This is a genomic window from Citrobacter sp. RHBSTW-00986, from assembly GCF_013783065.1.
In the GTDB taxonomy this organism is placed as follows: Bacteria; Pseudomonadota; Gammaproteobacteria; order Enterobacterales; family Enterobacteriaceae; genus Citrobacter; species Citrobacter braakii.
The window spans coordinates 117,607-141,017 of the sequence record NZ_CP056200.1 but is presented as its reverse complement, the minus strand read 5'-3'; the positions used below and the strand labels follow the sequence as shown (position 1 = coordinate 141,017).

At 52.9% G+C, this 23,411-nt stretch carries 23 protein-coding genes; 13 read left to right on the top strand and 10 right to left on the bottom strand.

The annotated features are described in order from the left end of the window. Position 1 precedes the first annotated feature (1 nt). On the bottom strand, positions 2 to 364 hold the full coding sequence (locus HV345_RS00685; RefSeq protein WP_016154955.1) for a DUF3302 domain-containing protein: 363 nt from the start codon (positions 362 to 364) through the stop codon (positions 2 to 4). A gap of 533 nt (positions 365 to 897) precedes the next feature. Here HV345_RS00685 and mtlA point away from each other — a divergent pair. The 3 genes from mtlA to mtlR all read left to right on the top strand — a co-directional run bounded on the left by mtlA (position 898) and on the right by mtlR (position 4,770). Next, positions 898 to 2,814 carry a PTS mannitol transporter subunit IICBA gene (gene mtlA, locus HV345_RS00680; RefSeq protein WP_181626794.1) on the top strand — a complete coding sequence of 639 codons (1,917 nt, stop codon included), beginning with the start codon at positions 898 to 900 and terminating at the stop codon, positions 2,812 to 2,814. 220 nt (positions 2,815 to 3,034) lie between these two features. Next, positions 3,035 to 4,183 (top strand): mannitol-1-phosphate 5-dehydrogenase, encoded by a 1,149-nt coding sequence (mtlD, locus tag HV345_RS00675; protein WP_016154957.1) that lies wholly within the window; start codon positions 3,035 to 3,037, stop codon positions 4,181 to 4,183. Further along, positions 4,180 to 4,770 (top strand): mannitol operon repressor MtlR, encoded by a 591-nt coding sequence (gene mtlR, locus HV345_RS00670; protein WP_005120486.1) that lies wholly within the window; start codon positions 4,180 to 4,182, stop codon positions 4,768 to 4,770. The genes mtlD and mtlR overlap by 4 nt, the downstream gene beginning before the upstream one ends. Before the next feature lie 12 nt (positions 4,771 to 4,782). Here mtlR and HV345_RS00665 read toward each other — a convergent pair whose 3' ends face one another. Further along, complete coding sequence (locus HV345_RS00665; protein WP_016154958.1) at positions 4,783 to 4,989, bottom strand: hypothetical protein; 207 nt, start codon at positions 4,987 to 4,989, stop codon at positions 4,783 to 4,785. Between the two features lie 292 nt (positions 4,990 to 5,281). On the opposite strand from HV345_RS00665, the gene HV345_RS00660 reads away from it, so the two are divergent. The 6 genes from HV345_RS00660 to trmL all read left to right on the top strand — a co-directional run bounded on the left by HV345_RS00660 (position 5,282) and on the right by trmL (position 11,578). Continuing rightward, positions 5,282 to 5,644: a YibL family ribosome-associated protein gene (locus HV345_RS00660; RefSeq protein WP_016154959.1), complete on the top strand. Its 363-nt coding sequence runs from the start codon at positions 5,282 to 5,284 to the stop codon at positions 5,642 to 5,644. Positions 5,645 to 5,906: 262 nt separating this feature from the next. Beyond that, entirely contained in the window at positions 5,907 to 7,562 is a 1,656-nt protein-coding gene (lldP, locus tag HV345_RS00655; RefSeq protein ID WP_016154960.1) for an L-lactate permease, read from the top strand. After that, a complete protein-coding gene (lldR, locus tag HV345_RS00650) occupies positions 7,559 to 8,335 on the top strand; it encodes a transcriptional regulator LldR (RefSeq protein WP_003024170.1) in 777 nt (258 codons plus the stop codon). Before lldP ends, lldR begins: the two co-directional genes overlap by 4 nt. Continuing rightward, positions 8,332 to 9,522, top strand: coding sequence for an FMN-dependent L-lactate dehydrogenase LldD (gene lldD / locus HV345_RS00645; RefSeq protein WP_016154962.1), 1,191 nt, complete (start codon positions 8,332 to 8,334; stop codon positions 9,520 to 9,522). The genes lldR and lldD overlap by 4 nt, the downstream gene beginning before the upstream one ends. A 195-nt stretch (positions 9,523 to 9,717) precedes the next feature. After that, positions 9,718 to 11,058: an aromatic acid/H+ symport family MFS transporter gene (locus HV345_RS00640; RefSeq protein ID WP_181636148.1), complete on the top strand. Its 1,341-nt coding sequence runs from the start codon at positions 9,718 to 9,720 to the stop codon at positions 11,056 to 11,058. Between the two features lie 46 nt (positions 11,059 to 11,104). Beyond that, entirely contained in the window at positions 11,105 to 11,578 is a 474-nt protein-coding gene (gene trmL / locus HV345_RS00635) for a tRNA (uridine(34)/cytosine(34)/5-carboxymethylaminomethyluridine(34)-2'-O)-methyltransferase TrmL (RefSeq protein WP_016157744.1), read from the top strand. 181 nt (positions 11,579 to 11,759) lie between these two features. Here the strand turns inward: trmL and cysE are convergent, their stop codons facing one another. The 5 genes from cysE to HV345_RS00610 form a co-directional block, all read right to left on the bottom strand. Beyond that, positions 11,760 to 12,581, bottom strand: a complete 822-nt coding sequence (gene cysE / locus HV345_RS00630; protein WP_016154965.1) for a serine O-acetyltransferase — start codon at positions 12,579 to 12,581, stop codon at positions 11,760 to 11,762. A gap of 77 nt (positions 12,582 to 12,658) precedes the next feature. Further along, positions 12,659 to 13,678: an NAD(P)H-dependent glycerol-3-phosphate dehydrogenase gene (gpsA, locus tag HV345_RS00625; RefSeq protein ID WP_016154966.1), complete on the bottom strand. Its 1,020-nt coding sequence runs from the start codon at positions 13,676 to 13,678 to the stop codon at positions 12,659 to 12,661. Further along, complete coding sequence (secB, locus tag HV345_RS00620; protein ID WP_003024155.1) at positions 13,678 to 14,145, bottom strand: protein-export chaperone SecB; 468 nt, start codon at positions 14,143 to 14,145, stop codon at positions 13,678 to 13,680. Before secB ends, gpsA begins: the two co-directional genes overlap by 1 nt. Positions 14,146 to 14,191: 46 nt before the next feature. Beyond that, positions 14,192 to 14,443, bottom strand: a complete 252-nt coding sequence (gene grxC / locus HV345_RS00615; RefSeq protein WP_003024152.1) for a glutaredoxin 3 — start codon at positions 14,441 to 14,443, stop codon at positions 14,192 to 14,194. A gap of 51 nt (positions 14,444 to 14,494) precedes the next feature. Continuing rightward, positions 14,495 to 14,926 (bottom strand): rhodanese-like domain-containing protein, encoded by a 432-nt coding sequence (locus HV345_RS00610; protein ID WP_005120473.1) that lies wholly within the window; start codon positions 14,924 to 14,926, stop codon positions 14,495 to 14,497. A gap of 247 nt (positions 14,927 to 15,173) precedes the next feature. On the opposite strand from HV345_RS00610, the gene gpmM reads away from it, so the two are divergent. Genes gpmM through HV345_RS00595 form a run of 3 tightly spaced genes read left to right on the top strand, consistent with a single transcriptional unit; the run spans position 15,174 to position 18,986 of the window. Next, entirely contained in the window at positions 15,174 to 16,718 is a 1,545-nt protein-coding gene (gene gpmM, locus HV345_RS00605; RefSeq protein WP_016154967.1) for a 2,3-bisphosphoglycerate-independent phosphoglycerate mutase, read from the top strand. A 33-nt stretch (positions 16,719 to 16,751) separates the two neighbouring features. After that, the gene (gene envC / locus HV345_RS00600; RefSeq protein WP_231390992.1) at positions 16,752 to 18,011 is read left to right on the top strand and encodes a murein hydrolase activator EnvC; all 1,260 of its coding nucleotides are present in this window, start codon (positions 16,752 to 16,754) and stop codon (positions 18,009 to 18,011) included. 3 nt (positions 18,012 to 18,014) lie between these two features. Next, positions 18,015 to 18,986 (top strand): divergent polysaccharide deacetylase family protein, encoded by a 972-nt coding sequence (locus HV345_RS00595; RefSeq protein WP_104651739.1) that lies wholly within the window; start codon positions 18,015 to 18,017, stop codon positions 18,984 to 18,986. On the opposite strand, the gene HV345_RS00590 is transcribed toward HV345_RS00595, so the two are convergent. Then, positions 18,973 to 20,007, bottom strand: a complete 1,035-nt coding sequence (locus HV345_RS00590; RefSeq protein ID WP_049042810.1) for a glycosyltransferase — start codon at positions 20,005 to 20,007, stop codon at positions 18,973 to 18,975. The genes HV345_RS00595 and HV345_RS00590 overlap by 14 nt on opposite strands. A 244-nt stretch (positions 20,008 to 20,251) precedes the next feature. Between HV345_RS00590 and rfaY the strand changes: the two genes are divergently transcribed. Beyond that, on the top strand, positions 20,252 to 20,938 hold the full coding sequence (gene rfaY / locus HV345_RS00585; RefSeq protein ID WP_075848011.1) for a lipopolysaccharide core heptose(II) kinase RfaY: 687 nt from the start codon (positions 20,252 to 20,254) through the stop codon (positions 20,936 to 20,938). 67 nt (positions 20,939 to 21,005) lie between these two features. Here the strand turns inward: rfaY and tdh are convergent, their stop codons facing one another. Further along, a complete protein-coding gene (tdh, locus tag HV345_RS00580) occupies positions 21,006 to 22,031 on the bottom strand; it encodes an L-threonine 3-dehydrogenase (RefSeq protein ID WP_016154972.1) in 1,026 nt (341 codons plus the stop codon). Between the two features lie 9 nt (positions 22,032 to 22,040). Then, positions 22,041 to 23,237, bottom strand: a complete 1,197-nt coding sequence (kbl, locus tag HV345_RS00575) for a glycine C-acetyltransferase (protein WP_181636147.1) — start codon at positions 23,235 to 23,237, stop codon at positions 22,041 to 22,043. Between the last annotated feature and the right edge of the window lie 174 nt (positions 23,238 to 23,411).

The window sequence follows — 23,411 nt, the reverse complement described above, 5'->3', positions numbered from 1 at the left end:
ATCAAATCTCCGGAAAGGTGGAGTTATCGTTTTTTTTCTCCCCATCCAGTCTATTTTCCAACTGGGTGATGCGCGCGGCCAGCGCGGCAATTTCAGGGTCAGGTTCCTTCCCGGACGGCGTGATGTGTGACTGCATTCCCCAGCCTCGTTCTGGCTGATAGAGCGTGGCCCAGATCCACAGGAAGGGCCAAATAACATGCAGCGTAAATAAGCTCACCCAACCCGCCGTATGGATGGCATCGGCATGGGGATGGTTGCGCTTCTTAGCCATGTTATAGGGAATATCATGGATGGCGATGATTCCGTAAAACAGAACCAGAAAAACGAAGATCAGCACACCTAACGCGAAATAGTTTAGAAACATACCCGCCTCGTATTCACGCTAATCAGAGCTTTCAATTGCAGGCAGCCGAAAGGAGTCATGGCTGGTAATTTGAACATAATTGCAGTTAGCCATTTCCGCCATACCACCAGGGTATAAATTTTCAGGTTGATGGCTTGCGGGGTAGTTGCAAGAAATAGGTGATGAAACAGAATCCGCTCCAGATCACACCAGGAGAAATCCAGACAAATATTTATTGCGAAGTAGATCACAAATATCCAACAAACAGCCAAAGCAAAAACGTGAATAACTTCACACTTAACGCCCATTTTTAGCCAATTCTTGACCTGTGATGTTTTTTTGTACCGATATTTTGTGATGAAAATCACATTAACTAACGCCATACACCCTATATTTACGTGACAAACGTCACATAAAAAGTCGTCGACTGGACAGTTGAACGATTCAGTGCCAGATTTCGCAGTATCTACAGGGTCCGGCTACCTCCTGCCGCTACATTAACAAACCTCGGGCTTTTAGCCTGCGCGACAGCAAACATAAGAAGGGGTGTTTTTATGTCATCCGATATTAAGATCAAAGTGCAAAGCTTTGGTCGATTCCTCAGTAACATGGTGATGCCAAATATCGGCGCGTTTATCGCGTGGGGTATTATCACCGCATTATTCATTCCGACAGGGTGGTTGCCGAACGAAACGCTGGCGAAGCTTGTCGGCCCAATGATTACCTATCTGCTGCCGCTGCTGATCGGTTATACCGGTGGTAAGCTGGTTGGCGGCGAGCGTGGCGGCGTGGTGGGTGCTATCACCACCATGGGCGTTATCGTCGGTGCCGATATGCCAATGTTCCTCGGCGCGATGATCGCAGGTCCGCTGGGCGGCTGGGCTATCAAACATTTCGACAACTGGGTAGACGGTAAGATCAAGTCCGGTTTTGAGATGCTGGTGAATAACTTCTCCGCAGGCATCATCGGGATGATCCTCGCCATTCTGGCATTCCTTGGCATTGGCCCATTGGTTGAAGCACTGTCCAAAATCCTGGCGGCAGGCGTTAACTTCATGGTTGTCCATGACATGCTGCCACTGGCGTCTATCTTCGTTGAACCGGCGAAAATCCTGTTCCTCAACAACGCCATCAACCACGGTATTTTCTCACCGCTGGGTATTCAGCAGTCCCATGAGATGGGCAAATCCATCTTCTTCCTGATTGAAGCTAACCCGGGTCCGGGTATGGGCGTTCTGCTGGCATACATGTTCTTCGGTCGCGGCAGCGCTAAGCAGTCTGCAGGCGGCGCGGCTATCATCCACTTCCTGGGTGGTATCCACGAAATTTACTTCCCGTACGTGCTGATGAACCCGCGTCTGATCCTGGCCGTTATCCTCGGCGGTATGACTGGCGTATTTACCCTGACTATCCTGAACGGCGGCCTGGTTTCTCCGGCTTCTCCGGGTTCTATCCTGGCCGTGCTGGCAATGACGCCGAAGGGTGCTTACTTCGCGAACATCGCTGCTATCTGTGCCGCAATGGCTGTCTCCTTTGTCGTCTCAGCCATTCTGCTGAAAACCAGCAAAGTGAAAGAAGATGATGACATTGATGCCGCAACTCGTCGTATGCACGACATGAAAGCGGAATCCAAAGGTGCATCTCCGCTGGCGGCTGGCGACGTGACTAACGACCTGAGCCATGTGCGTAAAATCATCGTTGCCTGCGATGCGGGTATGGGCTCCAGCGCCATGGGGGCGGGCGTACTGCGCAAGAAAGTGCAGGATGCCGGTCTGTCTCACATTTCCGTCACCAACAGCGCGATTAACAATCTGCCGCCGGATGTCGATCTGGTCATTACTCACCGTGACCTGACCGAACGAGCGATGCGCCAGGTGCCTCAGGCGCAGCACATTTCGCTGACCAACTTCCTCGACAGCGGCCTGTACGCCAGCCTGACCGAACGTCTGGTTGCTGCACAGCGCCACAACGTGAACGAAGAGAAAGTCCGCGATCACCTGAAAGACAGCTTTGAAGAGGGTGATACCCACCTGTTCAAACTGGGTGCGGAGAATATCTTCCTCGGCCGTAAAGCCACTAACAAAGAAGAAGCGATTCGCTTTGCCGGTGAGCAACTGGTGAAAGGCGGCTACGTTGAGCCAGAATACGTCGAGGCGATGCTGGACCGCGAAAAACTGACCCCGACTTACCTCGGTGAGTCCATCGCAGTGCCGCACGGTACGGTTGAAGCCAAAGACCGCGTGCTGAAAACCGGCGTGGTGTTCTGCCAGTACCCGGAAGGCGTGCGCTTCGGTGAAGAAGAAGACGATATTGCCCGCCTGGTCATTGGTATCGCCGCACGTAACAATGAACATATCCAGGTGATCACCAGCCTGACCAACGCTCTGGATGACGAATCCGTGATCGAACGTCTGGCCCATACCACCAGCGTGGATGAAGTTCTGGAACTGCTGGCTGGTAAAAAAGCTTAACCATTAAGTATCTCCAAAATAGTTCGAGCTGCAGAAAGGCGGCAACGCAGCGAATCCCCAGGAGCGTACATAAGTACGTGACTGGGGTGAGCGAGGAGAGCCAACGCATCTGCAGTTCGAAATATGAAGGCGATATCCTCTCCCTTGTGGAGAGGGTTAGGTTGAGGGAAACGCCTCACCCCAGCCCTCTTGGGTAAAAACATTAATGAAGGTTAATACTATGAAAGCATTACATTTTGGCGCAGGTAATATCGGTCGTGGCTTTATCGGCAAACTGCTGGCGGACGCGGGGATACAACTGACGTTCGCGGATGTAAACCAGGTCGTGCTCGATGCCCTGAATGCCCGTCATAGCTATCAGGTTCATGTGGTGGGTGAAAACGAGCAGGTTGATACCGTTTCCGGCGTCAACGCCGTAAGCAGCATCGGCGATGATGTTGTCGACCTGATTGCCCACGTAGATTTAGTCACTACCGCCGTCGGTCCGGTTGTGCTTGAGCGTATCGCTCCGGCCATCGCCAAAGGGCTGGTTAAACGCAAAGCGCAGGGCATCGCCACTCCGCTGAATATTATCGCCTGTGAAAACATGGTGCGCGGAACCACCCAGTTGAAAGGCCACGTTATGAACGCGCTGGCAGATGAAGACAAATCCTGGGTTGAAGAACATGTTGGCTTCGTCGATTCCGCCGTGGACCGCATTGTTCCCCCTTCGGCTTCTGCGACCAACGATCCGCTGGAAGTCACCGTCGAAACCTTCAGTGAGTGGATTGTCGACAAAACACAGTTCAAAGGCGAACTGCCTGACATCCCGGGAATGGAATTAACTGATAACCTGATGGCATTTGTCGAACGTAAACTCTTCACGCTGAACACCGGGCATGCTATAACCGCGTACCTCGGAAAATTGACCGGTCATCAGACCATCCGGGACGCGATTCTCGACGAGAAAATCCGTGCAGTGGTAAAAGGTGCGATGGAAGAGAGCGGCGCGGTACTGATCAAACGCTATGGCTTTGATGCAGCAAAACATGCGGCATACATTCAGAAAATCCTCGGTCGCTTTGAAAACCCGTATCTGAAAGATGACGTTGAGCGCGTGGGTCGTCAGCCGCTGCGTAAACTGAGCGCGGGCGACCGTCTGATTAAACCGCTGCTGGGCACGCTGGAGTATGGCCTGCCGCACGCGAATCTGGTCACCGGTATTGCTGCAGCGATGCACTATCGCAGTGAAGAAGATCCGCAGGCCCAGGAACTGGCCGCGCTGATTGACGAAAAAGGTCCACAGGCCGCGCTGGCACAGGTTTCCGGTCTGGATGCCAACAGTGATGTGGTGGCGGAGGCGGTTAACGCATATAACGCAACCAAATGATAGAGAATGTGGCGCAGGTCAGCCTGCGCCCAAATGACAGATTGTCAGATATGCAGGCAATAATGGAACAAACGCAGGCCTTTGAAAATCGTGTGCTTGAGCGTCTGAATGCTGGCAAAACCGTACGCAGCTTCCTCATCACCGCCGTAGAACTGCTCACCGAAGCGGTGAATATCCTTGTGCTTCAGGTATTTCGCAAAGATGACTATGCGGTAAAATATGCCGTAGAACCCCTGCTCGACGGCGACGGTCCGCTGGGCGATCTTTCCGTTCGTCTGAAGCTAATTTACGGTCTGGGCGTACTCAGCCGGCCGGAGTATGAAGATGCGGAGCTTCTGATGGCGCTGCGGGAAGAGTTAAACCATGACGGTAATGAATACGCGTTCACCGACGACGAAATTCTTGGCCCGTTTGGCGAACTCCACTGCGTGACGGCACTCCCGCCGCCACCGCAGTTTGATACCTCAGACTCAGGTTTGCACGCAATGCAGATTCAGCGCTACCAGCAGATGGTACGCTCCACGATGGTACTTTCCCTGACCGAGCTGATTTCTAAAATCAGCTTAAAAAAAGCCTTTCAAAAATAAGACCCTGCAGGCTTACTTCTCTTCCTGCTGCGGTCGATACAGCTGCCGATAATACGCCAGACGTTGCAGATACAGCTGCGCATTCTCCTGCGGTATTTCAGTAGGGACAACGTTGCGCGGTGGTGTTTTATTCAGATATTCGCGAAAAGCCTGGCTTGAAGCCATAAAATCGACCGTCTTATCAATAAGGGCCGAAACGTTCTCACCTATTTTCGCCATAATCTTCCCTCCTCCATGTATTAACCGCGCTCAGCCTGCGCGGTTGCTCATTTAAGTTTAGGATCGGTTGGGCGATTATATTGAGGAAAACGTGCTTCACTATGAACCCGTCAATAAAAAGCACCACGGCCGACCTTATCACTTAAAATTCCTTATTAATCAAAATAGTAGTATTTTCATTAGCTGAATAATACTTGCAACATTTGATTATTTATCTGCGATTAGTTGTGAATAATCCCGCTCTGCGCGCATACTATAGGATATTCATCCTATTTTTATCAGAAGCTATCCTATGAAAGAAGTCGAAAAAAACGAAATTAAACGCCTGAGCGATCGTCTGGACGCTATCCGCCACCAGCAGGCAGACCTGTCCCTGGTTGAAGCCGCCGACAAATATGCCGAGCTGGAGCAAGAGAAAGAAACGCTGGAAACCGAGATCGCGCGTCTGCGTGACGTCCACGGCCAGAAGCTGAGCAAAGAAGCGCAAAAGCTGGCGAAACTTCCTTTCCGTCGTGCTATCACCAAAAAAGAACAGGCCGACATGGGCAAGCTGAAGAAGAGCGTGCGCGGCCTGATCGTCGTTCACCCGATGACCGAGCTTGGCCGTGAAATGGGCCTGAAAGAGATGACGGGCTTCGCGAAGAGCGAGTTCTGATCTCCCACCGGGCAACATTCGCTTGCCCGGTCCTTCCCTTCTCCTCGCAATTGGCCCTACCAATTTCAGCCAGATCCTACCAGCACCTCACATTTCATTAAAATGTGCGTACAATACCGTTGCCAATAAATAACATTTGATTAACCATTCATTGTCATTACCCCTACACAACAATATTGGCAGGGCCACTTTTACACATAATGTGACCAGGAGATGAGCACAGACTCATTCCATTATGTCGGCGGCCCCCAGGAGACCTGCAATGAATCTCTGGCAACAGAACTACGACCCGGCCGGTAACATCTGGCTTTCCAGTCTGATCGCATCGCTCCCTATCCTGTTCTTTTTCTTCGCCCTGATTAAGCTCAAGCTGAAAGGCTATGTTGCGGCGTCATGGACGGTGGTGATCGCTCTGACGGTCGCCCTGCTGTTTTACAAAATGCCGGTCGATCACGCTCTGGCTTCCGTGGTATACGGCTTCTTCTATGGTTTGTGGCCAATTGCCTGGATCATTATCGCCGCGGTATTCGTCTATAAAATCTCGGTGAAAACCGGGCAGTTCGACATCATCCGCTCCTCGATACTCTCGATTACCCCGGACCAACGTTTGCAAATGCTGATTGTCGGTTTCTCCTTTGGGGCATTCCTCGAAGGGGCGGCAGGATTTGGCGCTCCGGTAGCGATTACCGCCGCACTGCTGGTTGGTCTGGGCTTTAATCCTCTGTACGCGGCAGGTTTGTGCCTGATCGTAAACACCGCTCCGGTCGCTTTTGGCGCAATGGGCATTCCGATTCTGGTTGCCGGTCAGGTTACCGGGCTGGATAGCTTCGAGATTGGTCAGATGGTGGGCCGTCAGTTACCGTTCCTGACCATTATCGTGTTGTTCTGGATTATGGCGATTATGGATGGCTGGCGCGGCGTAAAAGAGACCTGGCCTGCGGTGATGGTCGCTGGCGGCTCGTTTGCTATCGCGCAGTACCTCAGCTCTAACTTTATCGGGCCGGAACTGCCAGACATTATCTCGTCTCTGGTTTCGCTGGTCTGCCTGACGCTGTTCCTGAAACGCTGGCAGCCGGTACGCATCTTCCGCTTTGGCGATATGGGCGCTTCACAGGTCGATCAGACGCTGGCCCGCACCCACTATACCGCTGGACAGGTGGTCCGCGCCTGGTCTCCGTTCCTGTTCCTGACCGCCACCGTCACGCTGTGGAGCGTACCGCCGTTTAAAGCGCTGTTTGCGCCAGGCGGCGCGATGTACCACTGGGTGGTCAATATTCCGGTTCCGTACCTCGATAAGCTGGTTGCCCGTATGCCGCCGGTCGTACACGAAGCCACAGCCTACGCGGCGGTGTATAAATTTGACTGGTTCTCCGCAACCGGTACCGCGATTTTGTTTGCCGCCCTGCTGTCTATCGTCTGGTTGAAGATGAAGCCGTCCGCAGCGCTGCAGACTTTTGGCAGCACACTGAAAGATCTGGCATTACCTATTTACTCCATCGGAATGGTGCTGGCATTCGCGTTTATCTCAAACTACTCCGGGCTTTCATCAACCCTGGCGTTGGCCCTGGCACACACCGGCAGCGCGTTTACCTTCTTCTCACCGTTCCTCGGCTGGCTGGGGGTATTTCTGACCGGGTCCGACACCTCATCAAACGCACTGTTTGCCGCCCTGCAGGCTACGGCTGCTCAGCAAATCGGCGTTTCGGATGTGCTGATGGTGGCGGCAAATACCACCGGCGGCGTGACCGGCAAGATGATCTCGCCGCAATCTATCGCTATCGCCTGTGCGGCAGTGGGATTAGTGGGGAAAGAGTCTGACCTGTTCCGCTTTACCGTGAAACACAGCCTGATTTTCACCTGCATGGTGGGTGTGATTACCACGCTGCAGGCCTATGTCTTAACCTGGATGATTCCATGATAGTGATGCCCAGACGCCTGTCAGACGAAGTCGCATCTCGTGTGCGGGCGCTGATTGAAGAACAACAGCTGGAGGCGGGCATGAAGTTGCCCGCTGAGCGCCAACTGGCCGTACAGCTCGGCGTATCGCGTAACTCGCTGCGCGAGGCGTTAGCAAAACTGGTCAGTGAAGGCGTACTGATTAGCCGTCGTGGCGGCGGGACGTTTATCCGCTGGCAGCATGAGGCCTGGTCTGAACAAAACATCGTTCAGCCGCTGAAAACCCTGCTGGCGGACGATCCTGATTACAGTTTCGATATTCTGGAGGCCCGCCACGCCATCGAAGCCAGTACCGCCTGGCACGCAGCCATGCGGGCCACCGCCGCGGATAAAGAGAAAATCAGGCTCTGTTTCGAGGCCACGCAAAGCGAAGATCCGGATCTCGCCTCGCAGGCTGACGTTCGCTTTCATCTCGCCATTGCGGAAGCCTCACACAACGTGGTGCTGTTGCAGACCATGCGCGGTTTCTTCGACGTCCTGCAGTCTTCGGTAAAACAGAGCCGCCAACGTATGTACCTGGTACCGCCGGTATTTTCTCAACTGACGGCGCAGCATCAGGCCGTGCTGGACGCCATTGTTGCCGGGGATGCCGACGGGGCGCGTAAGGCCATGATGGCGCACCTCAGTTTTGTCCACACCACAATTAAACGATTTGATGAAGATCAGGCCCGGCAGGCGCGTATTACTCGCCTGCCCGGTGATCCTGGTGAGAATAGCAGGGAGAACAACACATGATTATTTCAGCAGCCAGCGACTATCGCGCCGCAGCCCAGCGCATCCTGCCCCCCTTCTTGTTCCACTATATTGACGGCGGGGCGTATGCCGAGCACACCTTGCGCCGTAACGTGGCAGACCTGTCAGAGGTGGCGCTGCGCCAGCGCGTACTGAAGAATATGTCTGACCTGAGCCTGGAAACCAAGCTGTTCAACGAAACACTCTCCATGCCGGTAGCCCTCGCGCCTGTCGGTTTGTGCGGCATGTACGCACGCCGGGGCGAGGTTCAGGCCGCCGCCGCCGCTGATGCCAAAGGCATTCCGTTTACGCTTTCCACAGTGTCCGTATGTCCGATTGAAGAAGTCGCCCCGACCATCAAGCGTCCGATGTGGTTCCAGCTGTATGTTCTGCGCGATCGCGGTTTTATGCGTAACGCACTGGAGCGCGCCAAAGCGGCGGGTTGCTCCACGCTGGTCTTTACCGTCGATATGCCAACGCCTGGCGCACGCTACCGTGATGCCCATTCCGGTATGAGCGGCCCAAATGCGGCACTGCGCCGCTACTGGCAAGCAGTCACTCATCCACAGTGGGCATGGGACGTTGGTCTGAACGGTCGCCCGCATGATTTAGGCAATATTTCGACTTATCTGGGCAAACCCACCGGCCTTGAAGATTACATCGGCTGGCTGGCGAATAACTTCGATCCGTCGATTTCCTGGAAAGACCTCGAGTGGATCCGTGAATTCTGGGATGGTCCGATGGTGATCAAAGGGATCCTCGACCCTGAAGATGCCCGCGACGCCGTACGCTTTGGCGCGGATGGTATCGTTGTCTCTAACCACGGTGGCCGTCAGTTAGATGGCGTGCTGTCTTCAGCTCGTGCGCTGCCCGCCATTGCCGATGCGGTGAAAGGCGATATTACCATTCTGGCTGATAGCGGGATCCGCAATGGTCTGGACGTTGTACGCATGATAGCGCTGGGCGCGGATAGCGTGCTGCTGGGGCGTGCTTATCTGTACGCGCTGGCGACCCACGGCCAGGCCGGTGTGGCGAATCTGCTGAACCTGATCGAGAAAGAGATGAAGGTGGCGATGACCCTGACCGGTGCGAAGTCGATTAGCGAAATCAGCCGTGATTCGCTGGTACAGGAACTGGGTAAGAGCCTGCCTGCCGCGCTGGCACCTCTGGTCCAGGGTAGCGCAGCGTAACAACATCCCCGTAAACCCCATTTTCTGAATGGTCGGTCTGTTTTCAGCCCGACCATTTTTTATCCAAAAATAACGACTAGTTAACATTTACAACCAATATATTTGACAACTTTTTATCCACCTGCCAAATGTATAGACAAGCTAATACAACAGCATTTTATACATATAACAACCATCATAACGGGCGAGGGTGACATGGCTTATTCCGGAAAAGTGAATATCCAGCAGGCGATAGATGACAGTGCTTTTTCGCGCTTCCACTGGGTCATTATTGTCCTGGGTTTTCTGGTTTTAGCCATTGACGGCTTCGATACGGCGGCGATGGGCTATATTGCCCCCACGCTTTCAGCCGACTGGGGGATCAAGAAACAAGATCTTGGACCGGTGTTAAGCGCCGCGCTATTGGGCCTCTCATTTGGTGCCCTGCTGGCCGGACCGATTTCCGATCGTATGGGTCGTAAGCGCGTCCTGGTCTTTTCCTGTCTGTTCTTTGGCCTCGCCAGTCTGGGAACCGCCTATGCCCAGACGCTGAATATGCTCACGTTTTGGCGCTTTCTCACCGGGCTTGGGCTTGGCGCGGCAATGCCCAATGCCATCACCCTGGTGTCAGAATTCGCCCCGAAACGCTGTCGTTCAATGGCGATTAACACCATGTACTGTGGCTTTCCGTTAGGGGCTGCGGGCGGCGGCGTGATCTCCTCCTGGCTGATCCCCAACTACGGCTGGCACAGTGTTCTGCTTGCTGGTGCGATCGCCCCGCTGGTCCTCACCGCACTGTTGGTGCTGTTCCTGCCAGAGTCGGTTAAGTATCTGGTTCACCGCGGTAAAGGGGTTGCACAGATTAAACGCATTGCTCAACGCTTTATGTCGGGAAGTCTGGAACAGGTTACCCAGTATTATCTGGATGAAGACCGTATCACGGTCAAAAAAAGCAGCGTGGCACAGTTATTTAGTATGCCCTGGCTGCCGGGTACGCTGATGATCTGGATGACCTACTTTATGGGGCTGGTTATCTATTACGTGCTGCTGAGCTGGATGCCAACGCTGATGCTGGGAATGGGCTATCCGCTGGCCGAATCCGCCTGGCTGACATCGCTGTTTACCTTTGGCGGTACGGCAGGGATCCTGCTGGCCGGTTGGTTAATGGACCGCTGGGAAGCCCATAAAGTGGTGTCACTTGGCTTTATTCTGACGATGCTGTTTGCCCTCGCTCTCGGGTTTGAACATAACCACATCATCTTGTTCGGCGCACTGATCTTCCTGATGGGGATTACCATGAACGGCGCGCAGTCCGGGCTGCAGACGCTGGCCGCCACGTTTTATCCAACCCACTGCCGTGCGACGGGCATTGCCTGGATGCAGGGCGTGGGCCGCTTCGGCGGCGTAGCCGGAACGATGATGAGCGCCCAGTTGCTTTCCCTGCAATGGCAGGCAGACAGTATCTTAATGTTCCTCAGCCTTCCGGCCCTGGTCGCTGCTGCCGCGACAATTTACAAGCTGCAACGCTATAAACCGCACGCGCTGACCGTCGCATAGTACCCGCTCTTTCTGCTATTCTGCCCCCCGTTATCAAGGGGGCAGTATGCTTAACATCGTTTTATTCGAACCAGAAATCCCGCCAAATACCGGCAATATTATCCGTCTTTGCGCCAACACCGGCTTTCGTCTGCATATTATAGAGCCAATGGGCTTTACCTGGGACGACAAGCGCCTGCGTCGCGCGGGGCTGGATTACCATGAATTTACCGCCGTGCTGCGCCACCCTGATTACGCCGCCTTCGTCGCCGCAGAACATCCGCAGCGCCTGTTTGCTCTGACCACCAAAGGTACGCCAGCGCATAGCGCGGTATGCTATCAGGACGGGGATTATCTGATGTTTGGTCCGGAAACACGCGGTCTGCCAGCCAGCATCCTTGACGCGCTGCCGGCCGAACAAAAAATTCGTATTCCGATGATGCCAGACAGTCGCAGCATGAACCTGTCAAATGCGGTGTCGGTGGTGGTGTATGAGGCCTGGCGCCAGCTAGGGTATCCGGGCGCGGTACTGCGTAGCTGATGATTGTTGGATAGCGGCTAGCGCCTGATCCGACCTACATTAATTTGATGAAATTCATTTCGAGCGTTATCGGCGCAGACAGATTGAACACGGACTGCGCACAGTCACCGGAGCGTACACGCAGTCCGTGAGGATGACGAGCACAGCTCAGGTTCAATCTGCCAGGTAAGATAGCTCGAAATCAGATACCATCTCCATACTCAAAAGTATGATGTATCCCGTTGAAATGCTGATCCATATCCATGGACGGCTTATCGCTGTCTGGCTTACCGACGATGCGTGCCGGAACGCCTGCTGCAGTGGTATGCGGGGGTACCGGCTGTAAAACGACGGAACCTGCGCCAATCTTCGCGCCGCGCCCGACTTCAATGTTACCGAGAATTTTTGCTCCCGCGCCAATCATCACGCCTTCACGAATTTTCGGATGACGGTCACCGCCGGCTTTACCGGTCCCGCCCAGCGTGACGGATTGCAAAATAGAGACGTCGTTTTCAATCACGGCAGTTTCACCGACCACAATACCAGTGGCGTGATCGAGCATAATCCCACGGCCAATTTTTGCCGCCGGGTGAATGTCTACCTGGAAGCTAACGGACACCTGATTTTGCAGGAAGATCGCCAGCGCCTGACGTCCCTGATGCCACAGCCAGTGACCGATACGGTAGGCCTGAAGCGCATGAAAGCCCTTCAGATACAGAAGTGGGGTGGAATATTTATCGACAGCCGGATCACGCGTGCGTACCGCCTGAATATCACAGGCCGCTGAGGCAATCATTTCAGGATCGGCCGCGTAGGCCTCTTCCACGACTTCGCGAATGGCAATGGCGGGCATGATCGGAGAAGCGAGTTTATTCGCCAGCATATAGCTCAGCGCACTACCGAGGTTTTCATGCTTGAGCAACGTTGCGTGATAAAAACTGGCCAGCATTGGCTCACATTCCGCCAGTGCCCGGGCTTCCGCTTTAATGTTTTTCCAGACGATATCCAGTTCTTCACACGGCATTGCGTACTCCAGAAGGTAGCAAAACGACCGACCCGTTCTTCGCGGGTCGGGTCGTTATATTCAACAGTTCCTTACAGCTAGTGGCGACTCAGCTCGTCCCTGCGTGCACGGCCTAATAACGTCAATGCTGCCTCGCGCGCGTTTTTTCCGCAATACAATACTTGATAAATTTCCTCGGTTATTGGCATCTCAACACCAAAACGGTGCGCCAATTCACGAACTTCTTTCGTATTGCGGTAGCCTTCAACCACTTGACCAATCTTGTCCTGCGCCCCCTGCACGTCCATCCCTTGGCCGAGCATCATGCCAAAACGACGGTTACGCGACTGGTTGTCGGTACAGGTCAGCACCAGATCGCCTAAACCCGCCATCCCCATAAAGGTGGCAGGATCGGCACCCAACGCCGCGCCAAGGCGAGACATTTCGGTCAGTCCACGGGTGATCAATGCGGTTCGCGCATTCGCGCCGAAACCGATGCCGTCAGACATCCCCGCGCCAATCGCAATAACGTTTTTCACCGCGCCGCCAAGCTGCACGCCAATGAAATCCGGATTGCTGTAAACGCGGAAGCTCTTGCCACAGTGCAGCAACTGCTGGAGATCGTCAGCAAAGGTGTCGTCCGTCGAGGCCAGAGAAATCGCCGTCGGCATGCCCGCCGCCAGCTCTTTGGCGAACGTCGGACCGGAGATAACCGCCAGTGGAATAGAATTCCCCAGCGCTTCACGCGCGACGTCCTGCAGCAGGCGTCCCGTTTCCGCTTCCAGACCCTTTGTCGCCCAGACCAGACGCGCGTCAGGACGCATCAGCGGTTTGATGTTGCGCAGCACTTCGCCAAAGACGTGGCTCGGCACCACCACCAGAATATTACGACTGGCGGCCAGTGCAGTGGCTAAATCACTTTCCAGGCGCAGCGTTTCGGGAAAAGGCACATCAGGGAGGAACGCGACGTTGCAGCGATCGTGCTCGAGGGTCGCGATATGTTTAGGATCATGGCCCCACAGGACAACCTGATGGCCATTTCTTGCCAGGGTGATGGCAAGAGCGGTGCCGTACGAGCCGGCACCAATCACAGTCATTGAAGCATTACTTTGGTTCATCAGGCATCCTGATGTTCTTCAGTACCTTCACCAGCCTGCTGCTGTAAATAGTTCATGAACAGCGCATCAAAGTTGACCGGCGCAAGGTTCAGTTGCGGGAATGTACCGCGGGAAACCAGGCTGGTGATGCATTCGCGGGCATACGGGAACAGAATGTTCGGGCAGTATGCACCAAGGCAATGCGCCATCTGAGTCCCTTCAATACCACTGATGGAGAAAATACCGCCCTGCTGAACTTCACACAGGAACGCAGTTTCTTCACCCAGAGAAGCCGTTACGGTGACACGCAGCACTACTTCATACACATCATCTGCCAGTTGGGTAGATGCGGTATCAAGATCCAGTTTAACCTCTGGCTGCCAATCTTTCTGGAAAACATGTGGTGCATTTGGCGCTTCGAAAGACACATCCTTGGTATAAATACGTTGGATCTGGAAAGCCATTTCAGTGTTATTTTGTTCTGACATGTTGAGAAAACCCTTTAGTGTTGTCCTTTAAATACTTCGGTACGCCTTAACGCAGCAGTGGATCCAGTCCACCACGTGCATCCAACGCATACAAGTCGTCACAACCACCAATGTGCTGTGCATCAATAAAAATCTGCGGAACCGTTGTACGGCCACTGCGCTTGATCATCTCTTCACGCTTCACGGCATCGCCGTCAATCGGAAGTTCCTGGAAACTCACACCCTTGCTGTTCAACAGCGCCTTTGCGCGATGGCAAAACGGGCAGGTCGCTTTGGTATAGATCTCAATATTGGCCATGACTTATCTCCAGTGTTCTTTTACCCTGCGGCATGAAAGAAGACGGGTAAATTACTTGCCGCGAACCAGTGGCAGATTCTCGCCACTCCAGCCCGCTACGCCGTCTTTCAGTACAGATACCTGCTCAAAACCGGCTTTAATCAGCGCAGTTGCTGAATCCTGGCACTGCATACCAGAGCCATCAACCACAATAACAGGTTTGTTTTTGTGTTTTTCCAGCTCGCCAAAATTGTTGGCTTTGATTTCGCTCGGCAGCAGGTTAGTGGAGCCCGCGATATGGCCTTTGCGGAAGTCGTCGCGCTGACGTAAATCCACAATCACCGCATCTTCTTTGTTGATAAGACGAGTGGCTTCTCCGCGCGTAATTACCTTCACTTTCGAAGTCAGGCTCTTAAACGTGGTAAATAATACAGCCGCCAGTAACGCAATCCAGGCGATACTCAATACAGGGTGGCGACTAACAAATTGCATAATTTCTTGCATGGGGGGTAACAACTCCCGACTTAGTGATTAAAAAACCAGGAAAGGAGTATACCTGCGCGTTGGCGCAAATACAGCCAGAGCGTTCATTGGATTGCATTTTTGCGGGGCGCTACGGAAAAAAAAACGTAAATCCGCGCCCTCTGCGACACGCTCTGGTCGATTATTTGATCTTCTGGGGCTATTTTATCGATTCAGCTGTAGTAAAATTACGCAATTATTTTTGTCTATTGAGTGTGAGGTTGTCGCAATGTCGGTTTCTAAAAAACCTATGGTACTGGTGATTCTGGATGGCTATGGCTATCGTGAAGACAGCCAGGATAACGCCATCTTTAATGCCAAAACCCCGGTAATGGATGCTCTGTGGGCAAAACGTCCGCATACCCTGATTGATGCCTCTGGCCTGGAAGTCGGCCTGCCCGATCGCCAGATGGGCAACTCCGAAGTGGGTCACGTCAACCTGGGCGCGGGCCGCATCGTGTATCAGGACCTGACCCGTCTGGATGTTGAAATTAAAGAACGGACTTTCTTCGCTAACCCAGTGCTGACCGATGCGGTCGACCAGGCAAAAAATAGCGGCAAAGCGGTTCATATCATGGGCCTGCTCTCTGCTGGCGGCGTTCACAGCCACGAAGATCACATCATGGCGATGGTCGAAATGGCAGCTGAACGCGGTGCTGAGAAAATCTATCTGCACGCTTTCCTTGATGGCCGTGATACCCCGCCGCGCAGCGCTGAACATTCGCTGCAGAAATTCGAAGAGAAATTTGCCGCGCTGGGCAAAGGCCGCGTAGCGTCCATCATCGGTCGTTACTACGCCATGGACCGCGACAACCGTTGGGATCGCGTTGAACAGGCTTATGACCTGATGACGCTGGCAAAAGGCGAGTTCCAGTTCGCTACGGCTGTTGAAGGCCTGCAGGCTGCTTATGCCCGCGACGAAAACGACGAATTCGTGAAAGCGACCGTGATCCGTGCTGAAGGCCAGGCTGAAGCCGCCATGGAAGACGGCGATACGCTGATTTTCATGAACTTCCGTGCTGACCGTGCGCGTGAAATCACCCGTGCGTTTGTTAACGCTGACTTCGACGGCTTCGCCCGTAAGAAAGTCGTTAACCTCAACTTTGTGATGCTGACCGAATACGCAGCCGACATCAAAACGGCTGTTGCTTACCCACCAGCGTCTCTGGCCAACACCCTTGGCGAGTGGATGGCGAAGAATGACAAAACGCAGCTGCGTATTTCCGAAACTGAAAAATATGCCCACGTGACCTTCTTCTTTAACGGCGGCGTAGAAGAGCCGTTCAAAGGCGAAGATCGCATCCTGATCAACTCGCCGAAAGTCGCGACCTACGATCTGCAGCCGGAAATGAGCTCTGCTGAGCTGACCGAGAAGCTGGTTGCTGCGATTCAGAGCGGAAAATACGACACCATCATTTGTAACTACCCGAACGGCGACATGGTTGGTCACACCGGGGTGATGGAAGCTGCGGTTAAAGCGGTTGAAGCGCTGGATCACTGCGTTGAGCAGGTGACTAAAGCGGTTGAATCCGTTGGCGGCCAACTGCTGATCACCGCCGACCACGGTAACGCAGAGCAAATGCGCGATCCGTCCACCGGTCAGGCGCATACAGCACACACCAACCTGCCCGTTCCGCTGATTTATGTCGGTGGTAAAAACGTCAAAGCAGTTGAAGGCGGCAAACTTTCTGATATCGCCCCGACGATGCTGACGCTGATGGGTATGGAAATCCCGCAAGAGATGACTGGTAAGCCGCTGTTCATCGTGGAATAATCCCTCCCCATGAGGGGAAAGGCGATTAATACCATCACTTGGGCCGTGAAACTGCGAAAGCTTTCAGTCAGGCCCTTGTTCTACGCCAGCGCGCTTAGCGCTGGCGTATTGCTGTGCGCCTTTTCCGCCCACGCGGACGAGCGCGATCAGCTCAAATCTATTCAGGCTGATATCGCGGCAAAAGAACGCGCGGTACGCCAACAACAACAACAACGCTCCACTCTCCTCGCTCAACTTAAAGCTCAGGAACAGGCCATCGCCGTTGCCGCCAGGCAACTACGCGAAACGCAAAACTCGCTGGCGCAGCTGAATGCACAAATCACAGAGATGAATGCCGCCCTCGCGAAGCTGGAAAAACAGCGGGCTGCGCAAGAGCGTAGCCTGGCAGCGCAACTTGACGCAGCGTTTCGCCAGGGCGAACACACTGGTATTCAGCTCATTCTGAGCGGGGAAGAGAGCCAGCGCGGGCAACGCCTGCAGGCCTATTTCGGCTATCTGAACCAGGCGCGGCAGGAAACCATCGCGCAGTTGAAACAAACCCGCGAAGAGGTCGACTCGCAAAAAGCCGAGCTGGAAGATAAGCAGAGCGAACAGCAGACGTTGCTGTACGAACAGCGCGCTCAGCAGGCTAAGCTGGAGCAGGCGCGTAATGAACGCAAGAAGACGCTCTCGGGTCTGGAGTCATCGATTCAGCAGGGTCAGCAGCAACTGGGCGAAATGCGCGCCAACGAATCACGCCTGCGCAACAGCATTGCTCGCGCCGAAGCCGCAGCCAAAGCACGCGCGGAACGTGAAGCACGCGAGGCGCAGGCCGTACGTGACAAACAGAAGGATGCGTCACGGAAAGGCTCAACCTACAAGCCAACCGAAAGCGAAAAATCACTGATGTCCCGTACCGGCGGTTTAGGTTCCCCACGCGGCCAGGCATTCTGGCCCGTTCGTGGCCCAACGCTACATCGTTATGGCGAACAGTTGCAAGGTGAGCTACGTTGGAAGGGGATGGTTATTGGCGCATCCGAAGGCACCGAAGTTAAAGCCATTGCCGATGGTCGCGTCATTCTGGCGGACTGGTTGCAGGGCTACGGCCTGGTGGTCGTCGTTGAGCACGGTAAAGGCGATATGAGCCTGTACGGTTATAACCAGAGCGCGCTGGTCAGCGTCGGTACGCAGGTTCGCGCCGGGCAGCCTATTGCACTTGTGGGTAGCAGCGGCGGACAGGGCAGGCCGGCACTCTATTTCGAAATTCGTCGCCAGGGTCAGGCGGTCAATCCACAGCCGTGGTTGGGAAGATAAGTTTTGCCTCAATTTCGTCGTCTATTATTCTCTCTCGCCAGCGTGCTGGCCTTCGCAACACCTGTTTTTGCTGGCAAACTTGCCATCGTTATTGATGATTTCGGCTATCGTCCACACACCGAAAATCAGGTTCTGGCGATGCCTTCCACCCTCTCCGTTGCCGTTCTGCCTAATGCCCCACACGCGCGTGAAATGGCGATTAAAGCGCATAACAGCGGGCATGAAGTGTTAATCCATCTACCGATGGCGCCGCTGAGCAAACAGCCGTTAGAGAAAGATACTTTGCGCCCGGAAATGAGCAGCGAAGAGATTGAGCGGATTATTCGCGACGCGGTAAGCAAAGTACCGAATGCGGTCGGGCTGAACAACCATATGGGCAGCGCGATGACCTCCAGCCTGTTCGGCATGCAGAAGGTGATGCAGGCGCTGGAACGCTACGATCTCTACTTCCTGGACAGTATGACCATCGGCAACAGTCAGGCAATGCGCGCAGCATCAGGAACCGGCGTGAAGGTTATCAAACGCAAAGTCTTCCTGGATGACACGCAAAACGAAGCCGATATTCGCCGTCAGTTTAATCGGGCCGTTGAGCTTGCGCGCCGCAACGGTTCAGCAATTGCCATTGGGCATCCTCACCCTTCGACGGTTCGCGTCCTGCAGCAGATGCTTTATAACCTGCCTGCGGACATTACGCTGGTTCGCCCAAGCAGCCTGCTCAATGAACCACAGGTAGACACCTCCAGACCAAACCTTACACCGCCGAAGAATGGTAAACCTGATGCGCCACGTAATCCTTTCCGCGGGGTGAGATTATGCAAACCGAAGCAGCCGTTAGAGCCGGTTTACGCCAGCCGCTTCTTCAGCGTGCTCGGTGAAAGCATCACCCAAAGCACGCTGGTGCAGTACATACGCCTGCAATGGCAGGGCTGGGGGAATACATCCTCACCCAGCGCTATGAACGCTAACGTAAATTAAGCGTTTTACGGGCAATACGAGAAGGCGAGGATGTTTTATCGCGCCATTTCCAGAGACGGAATGACCATAGCAGCGCCTGGTACAAAACTTTGGCGCTGCGTACGTTAGTAATCATGCGTTTATACATACCAGAGACAAAAATCTCTGCAATCATGCGTTGACGAATATGGACATCCGGCTCTTTGCGTACTGCGTGGCAAACGCGTAATGCTTCATAGGTTATTTGCTGATGAAATTCCGGATAAATAGTAATCCGACCCGCATATTCACGATTCAACTTATCCAATAACCGTGTAATTTTAATATAGTGGCGTTGGTAATTGAGATTTTTTAAGCCTTGTCTTTTAAGACGGCTAACTGATTGATCGTGTAAGAAGTATTTATACAATGATTGCTCGGTATATCGCACACGTTTGGCGTTAAACATAAACTCCGTCGTCCATACAATATCCTGATGATGCAACCCTGGAATAAACGCTATCTTGTTTTTCTCGATAACATCTCTGCGATAAACCCCCATCCAGACCACATGCGTCCAACGGCGTGAAGCCAATGCCATACGTAACCAGTCGGGGCCGGTCAATACACCCGTAGACCGCAGACGGTCCGTCGGTATTGATTGCCAGGTGTCCCCCGTTTCGAAAATGCACCAATCAGAATTGCACTGTGCCAGATCGAGGTCATCCTGAAGCGCCATGGTCATCAGGGTTTCATACATATTGGGATAAACCAGGTCATCGGCATCGACAAATGCGACATAATCCCCTTTGGCCACTGCCAGACCACGATTACGCGCGACAGATGCCCCGGCGTTAGCCTGATGTAACAACCGGACATGGGAATAGTTATCAGCATAATGTCTTGCAATATCAACAGAGTTATCCGTTGAACCGTCATCCACAATAATGATCTCTATCGCAGCCCATGTCTGTGCGATCAAAGATTCCATGCAATCCCGAAAACTATCACCCGCGTTATACAACGGAATAATAACACTCAACATATTTGTGCGGTTTCTCATCAGATAACCCAAGTTTGTCAGTACACTGATGACTTTTACTACAGTTTCATTAAGGAATTATTAAGGTTAGAACGTTTAATTTTCAGAAGAGGCGCAGCGAAAGCAACCAGTATGGGAAAATGCCATGCGGCGCCTGAGTTCAGCGGCCTGTGATAGCTCAGATCGTCTACATATTGAGGGACACAACCTGTATACTATACCCCTGTAAATTAACGCGCGATGTACACTGATATTGAGGAAAGTGATGGCCATCAGTAAGACACATGAAAAAGGTTATACGGTCTATTGCAAAGAGACCAAAACAGACCTTAAGTCACTGATGAATAAGTATATAAACAAAGAAATCAGTGGCAAACCGTTGAGCAGTGGTAACGCCATGCGCAGTGTAGAACTGGTCGAGTACAACTCACAAAAATTTATCATCAAAAACGACCGTGAAGTTGATCCTCGATTTGAGAAAAAAATGCAGAATTTTATCTCCGGCCCCTTTTATTCCAGGCTCATCAAGAAACTGGACACACTCTCCCCGGAAATGCGCGCCTGTACAGCGGATCTCTACTATGCCGCTGAAAAAGTACGCCTTCGTCAGTGTCATGATGTTTATATTATTCATGAATATGTTGAAGGCACTCCTTTAAAAGAAATTAACCATAAGAATGCCGATGAAGTGAAACAGTGCGTTCTGCGCCTTCACAAAGCCGGGTTGGCGTCTAATGATATCCACCCTGGAAATTTCATTCGTACGCCAGGCGGTGAATTAAGAATAATTGACTTATCCTGTAAGGGAAATATGAAGATTTGCCAGGCTAATGATATTTTAGCTTTGCAGCGAAAATATCATATTCACATCAAAGGAAAAGGGTTAATCTATAAGCTCATCTGGCTCAAAGAAGCGATAAGATCTTTATCCAGAAAGCTTCGTGGCAAATAGTATTTATTATTTATACGGCCAGAATAAAGAATCTGGCCGTTGGTAGCATTTAATACAAGTCGAGCATTCAATCCCAGCTCAGGATCACTTTCCCTGACTGGCCCGAACGCATCGCGTCAAAGCCCTGTTGGAATTCATCGATGGAGAATCGATGGGTGATGATCGGCGACAAATCCAGACCAGACTGAATCAATGCGGCCATCTTGTACCAGGTCTCAAACATCTCACGACCATAGATACCTTTAATAAACAATCCCTTAAAGATAACTTTAGTCCAGTCGATGGACATGTCTGATGGTGGAATACCCAGCATAGCAATACGGCCACCGTGGTTCATGGTGTCCAGCATGGCGCGAAACGCTGGCGGCGCGCCGGACATCTCCAGACCGACATCAAACCCTTCGGTCATGCCCAGTTCAGCCATCACGTCGGTCAGACTCTCTTTCGACACGTTGACCGCGCGAGTGATGCCCATTTTACGCGCCAGTTCAAGGCGATACTCATTAACATCGGTAATCACCACGTGGCGTGCGCCAACGTGCCTGGCAACCGCTGCCGCCATAATACCGATTGGACCCGCGCCGGAAACCAGCACATCTTCCCCAACCAGATCGAACGACAGCGCCGTATGCACCGCATTACCGAACGGATCGAAGATAGACGCCAGGTCGTCAGAGATGTTGTCCGGAATTTTAAACGCGTTAAATGCCGGGATCACCAGGTATTCTGCAAAGCAGCCAGGACGGTTTACGCCAACACCGGTCGTATTGCGGCACAGGTGAGTACGTCCACCGCGGCAGTTACGGCAATGCCCGCAGGTGATATGACCTTCGCCTGAAACGCGATCGCCGATTTTAAAGCCTTTAACTTCCTGGCCGATGCCAACAACTTCGCCGACATATTCATGTCCAACGACCATCGGTACCGGGATGGTTTTTTGCGACCATTCATCCCAGTTATAAATGTGAACGTCAGTCCCGCAGATGGCTGTTTTACGGATTTTAATCAGCAAATCGTTATGGCCGACTTCCGGTTCAGGAACGTCGGTCATCCAAATGCCCTCTTCCGCTTTCAGTTTGGATAACGCTTTCATTTCACATCCTCAGGCAATAACGCCCAGTTGTTTACCAATGCGTGTGAACGCCTCAACAGCACGCGTAATCTGCTCAGGGGTATGCGCCGCAGACATCTGGGTACGAATACGCGCCTGACCTTTTGGAACCACCGGATAGAAGAATCCAGTAACGTAAATCCCCTCTTTTTGCAGCTCGCGAGCGAACTCTTGCGCCACTACCGCATCCCCCAACATGACCGGGATAATTGCGTGATCCGCTCCCGCTAACGTAAAGCCTGCGGCAGACATTTGCTCGCGGAACTGACGTGCGTTCGCCCACAGGCGATCGCGCAGCTCGCTTCCTGCTTCGACCATCTCCAGCACTTTAATGGAGGCAGAAACAATTGCAGGAGCCAATGAGTTGGAGAACAGATACGGACGGGAACGCTGACGCAGCCACTCAACAACCTCTTTGCGCGCTGCGGTATAACCGCCAGAAGCGCCGCCGAGCGCTTTACCCAGCGTACCAGTGATGATGTCCACACGCCCCATAACGTCACAGTATTCATGTGAGCCACGACCATTTTCGCCGACAAAGCCGACAGCATGGGAATCATCAACCATGACCAGCGCGTCGTATTTATCCGCCAGGTCACAAACGCCTTTCAGGTTAGCTATCACACCATCCATAGAGAACACGCCATCGGTGGCGATCAGGATATGACGGACTCCCGCTTCACGCGCTTCTTTCAAACGAGCTTCCAGTTCGACCATGTCGTTGTTGGCGTAACGGAAACGCTTTGCTTTACACAAGCGAACACCGTCAATGATAGAAGCGTGGTTGAGCGCATCTGAGATAATCGCATCTTCTGCGCCCAGCAGCGTTTCAAACAGGCCGCCGTTGGCGTCAAAGCAGGAAGAGTAAAGGATGGCATCTTCCATACCGAGGAATGCCGCCAGTTTTTGCTCCAGTTGCTTATGGCTGTCCTGGGTACCGCAAATAAAGCGGACCGAAGCCATACCAAATCCGTGAGAATCCATACCTGCTTTTGCAGCTGCAATCAGTTCCGGGTGGTTAGCCAGCCCCAGATAGTTGTTCGCACAAAAGTTAATAACGTGGCTTCCGTCCGCCACGGTGATATCCGCCTGCTGGGCAGACGTAATAATGCGCTCTTCTTTAAACAATCCTTCCGCACGTGCGGTTTCGAGATCGTTCGTTAACTGTTTGTAAAAATCCCCACGCATTTCAATTCTCCAGACTGGGCAAATTTCAGCACATATTACCCAAAGCTATACGCTGATACGAGATGACGCATCATCACTTCTTCAAAATGAAGCATAAATCACGTATACCCACATGGCTAATCAGTGATGCCGTCGTATGGATTCATTGGACGCACTGAATCGCAACCAATTGAA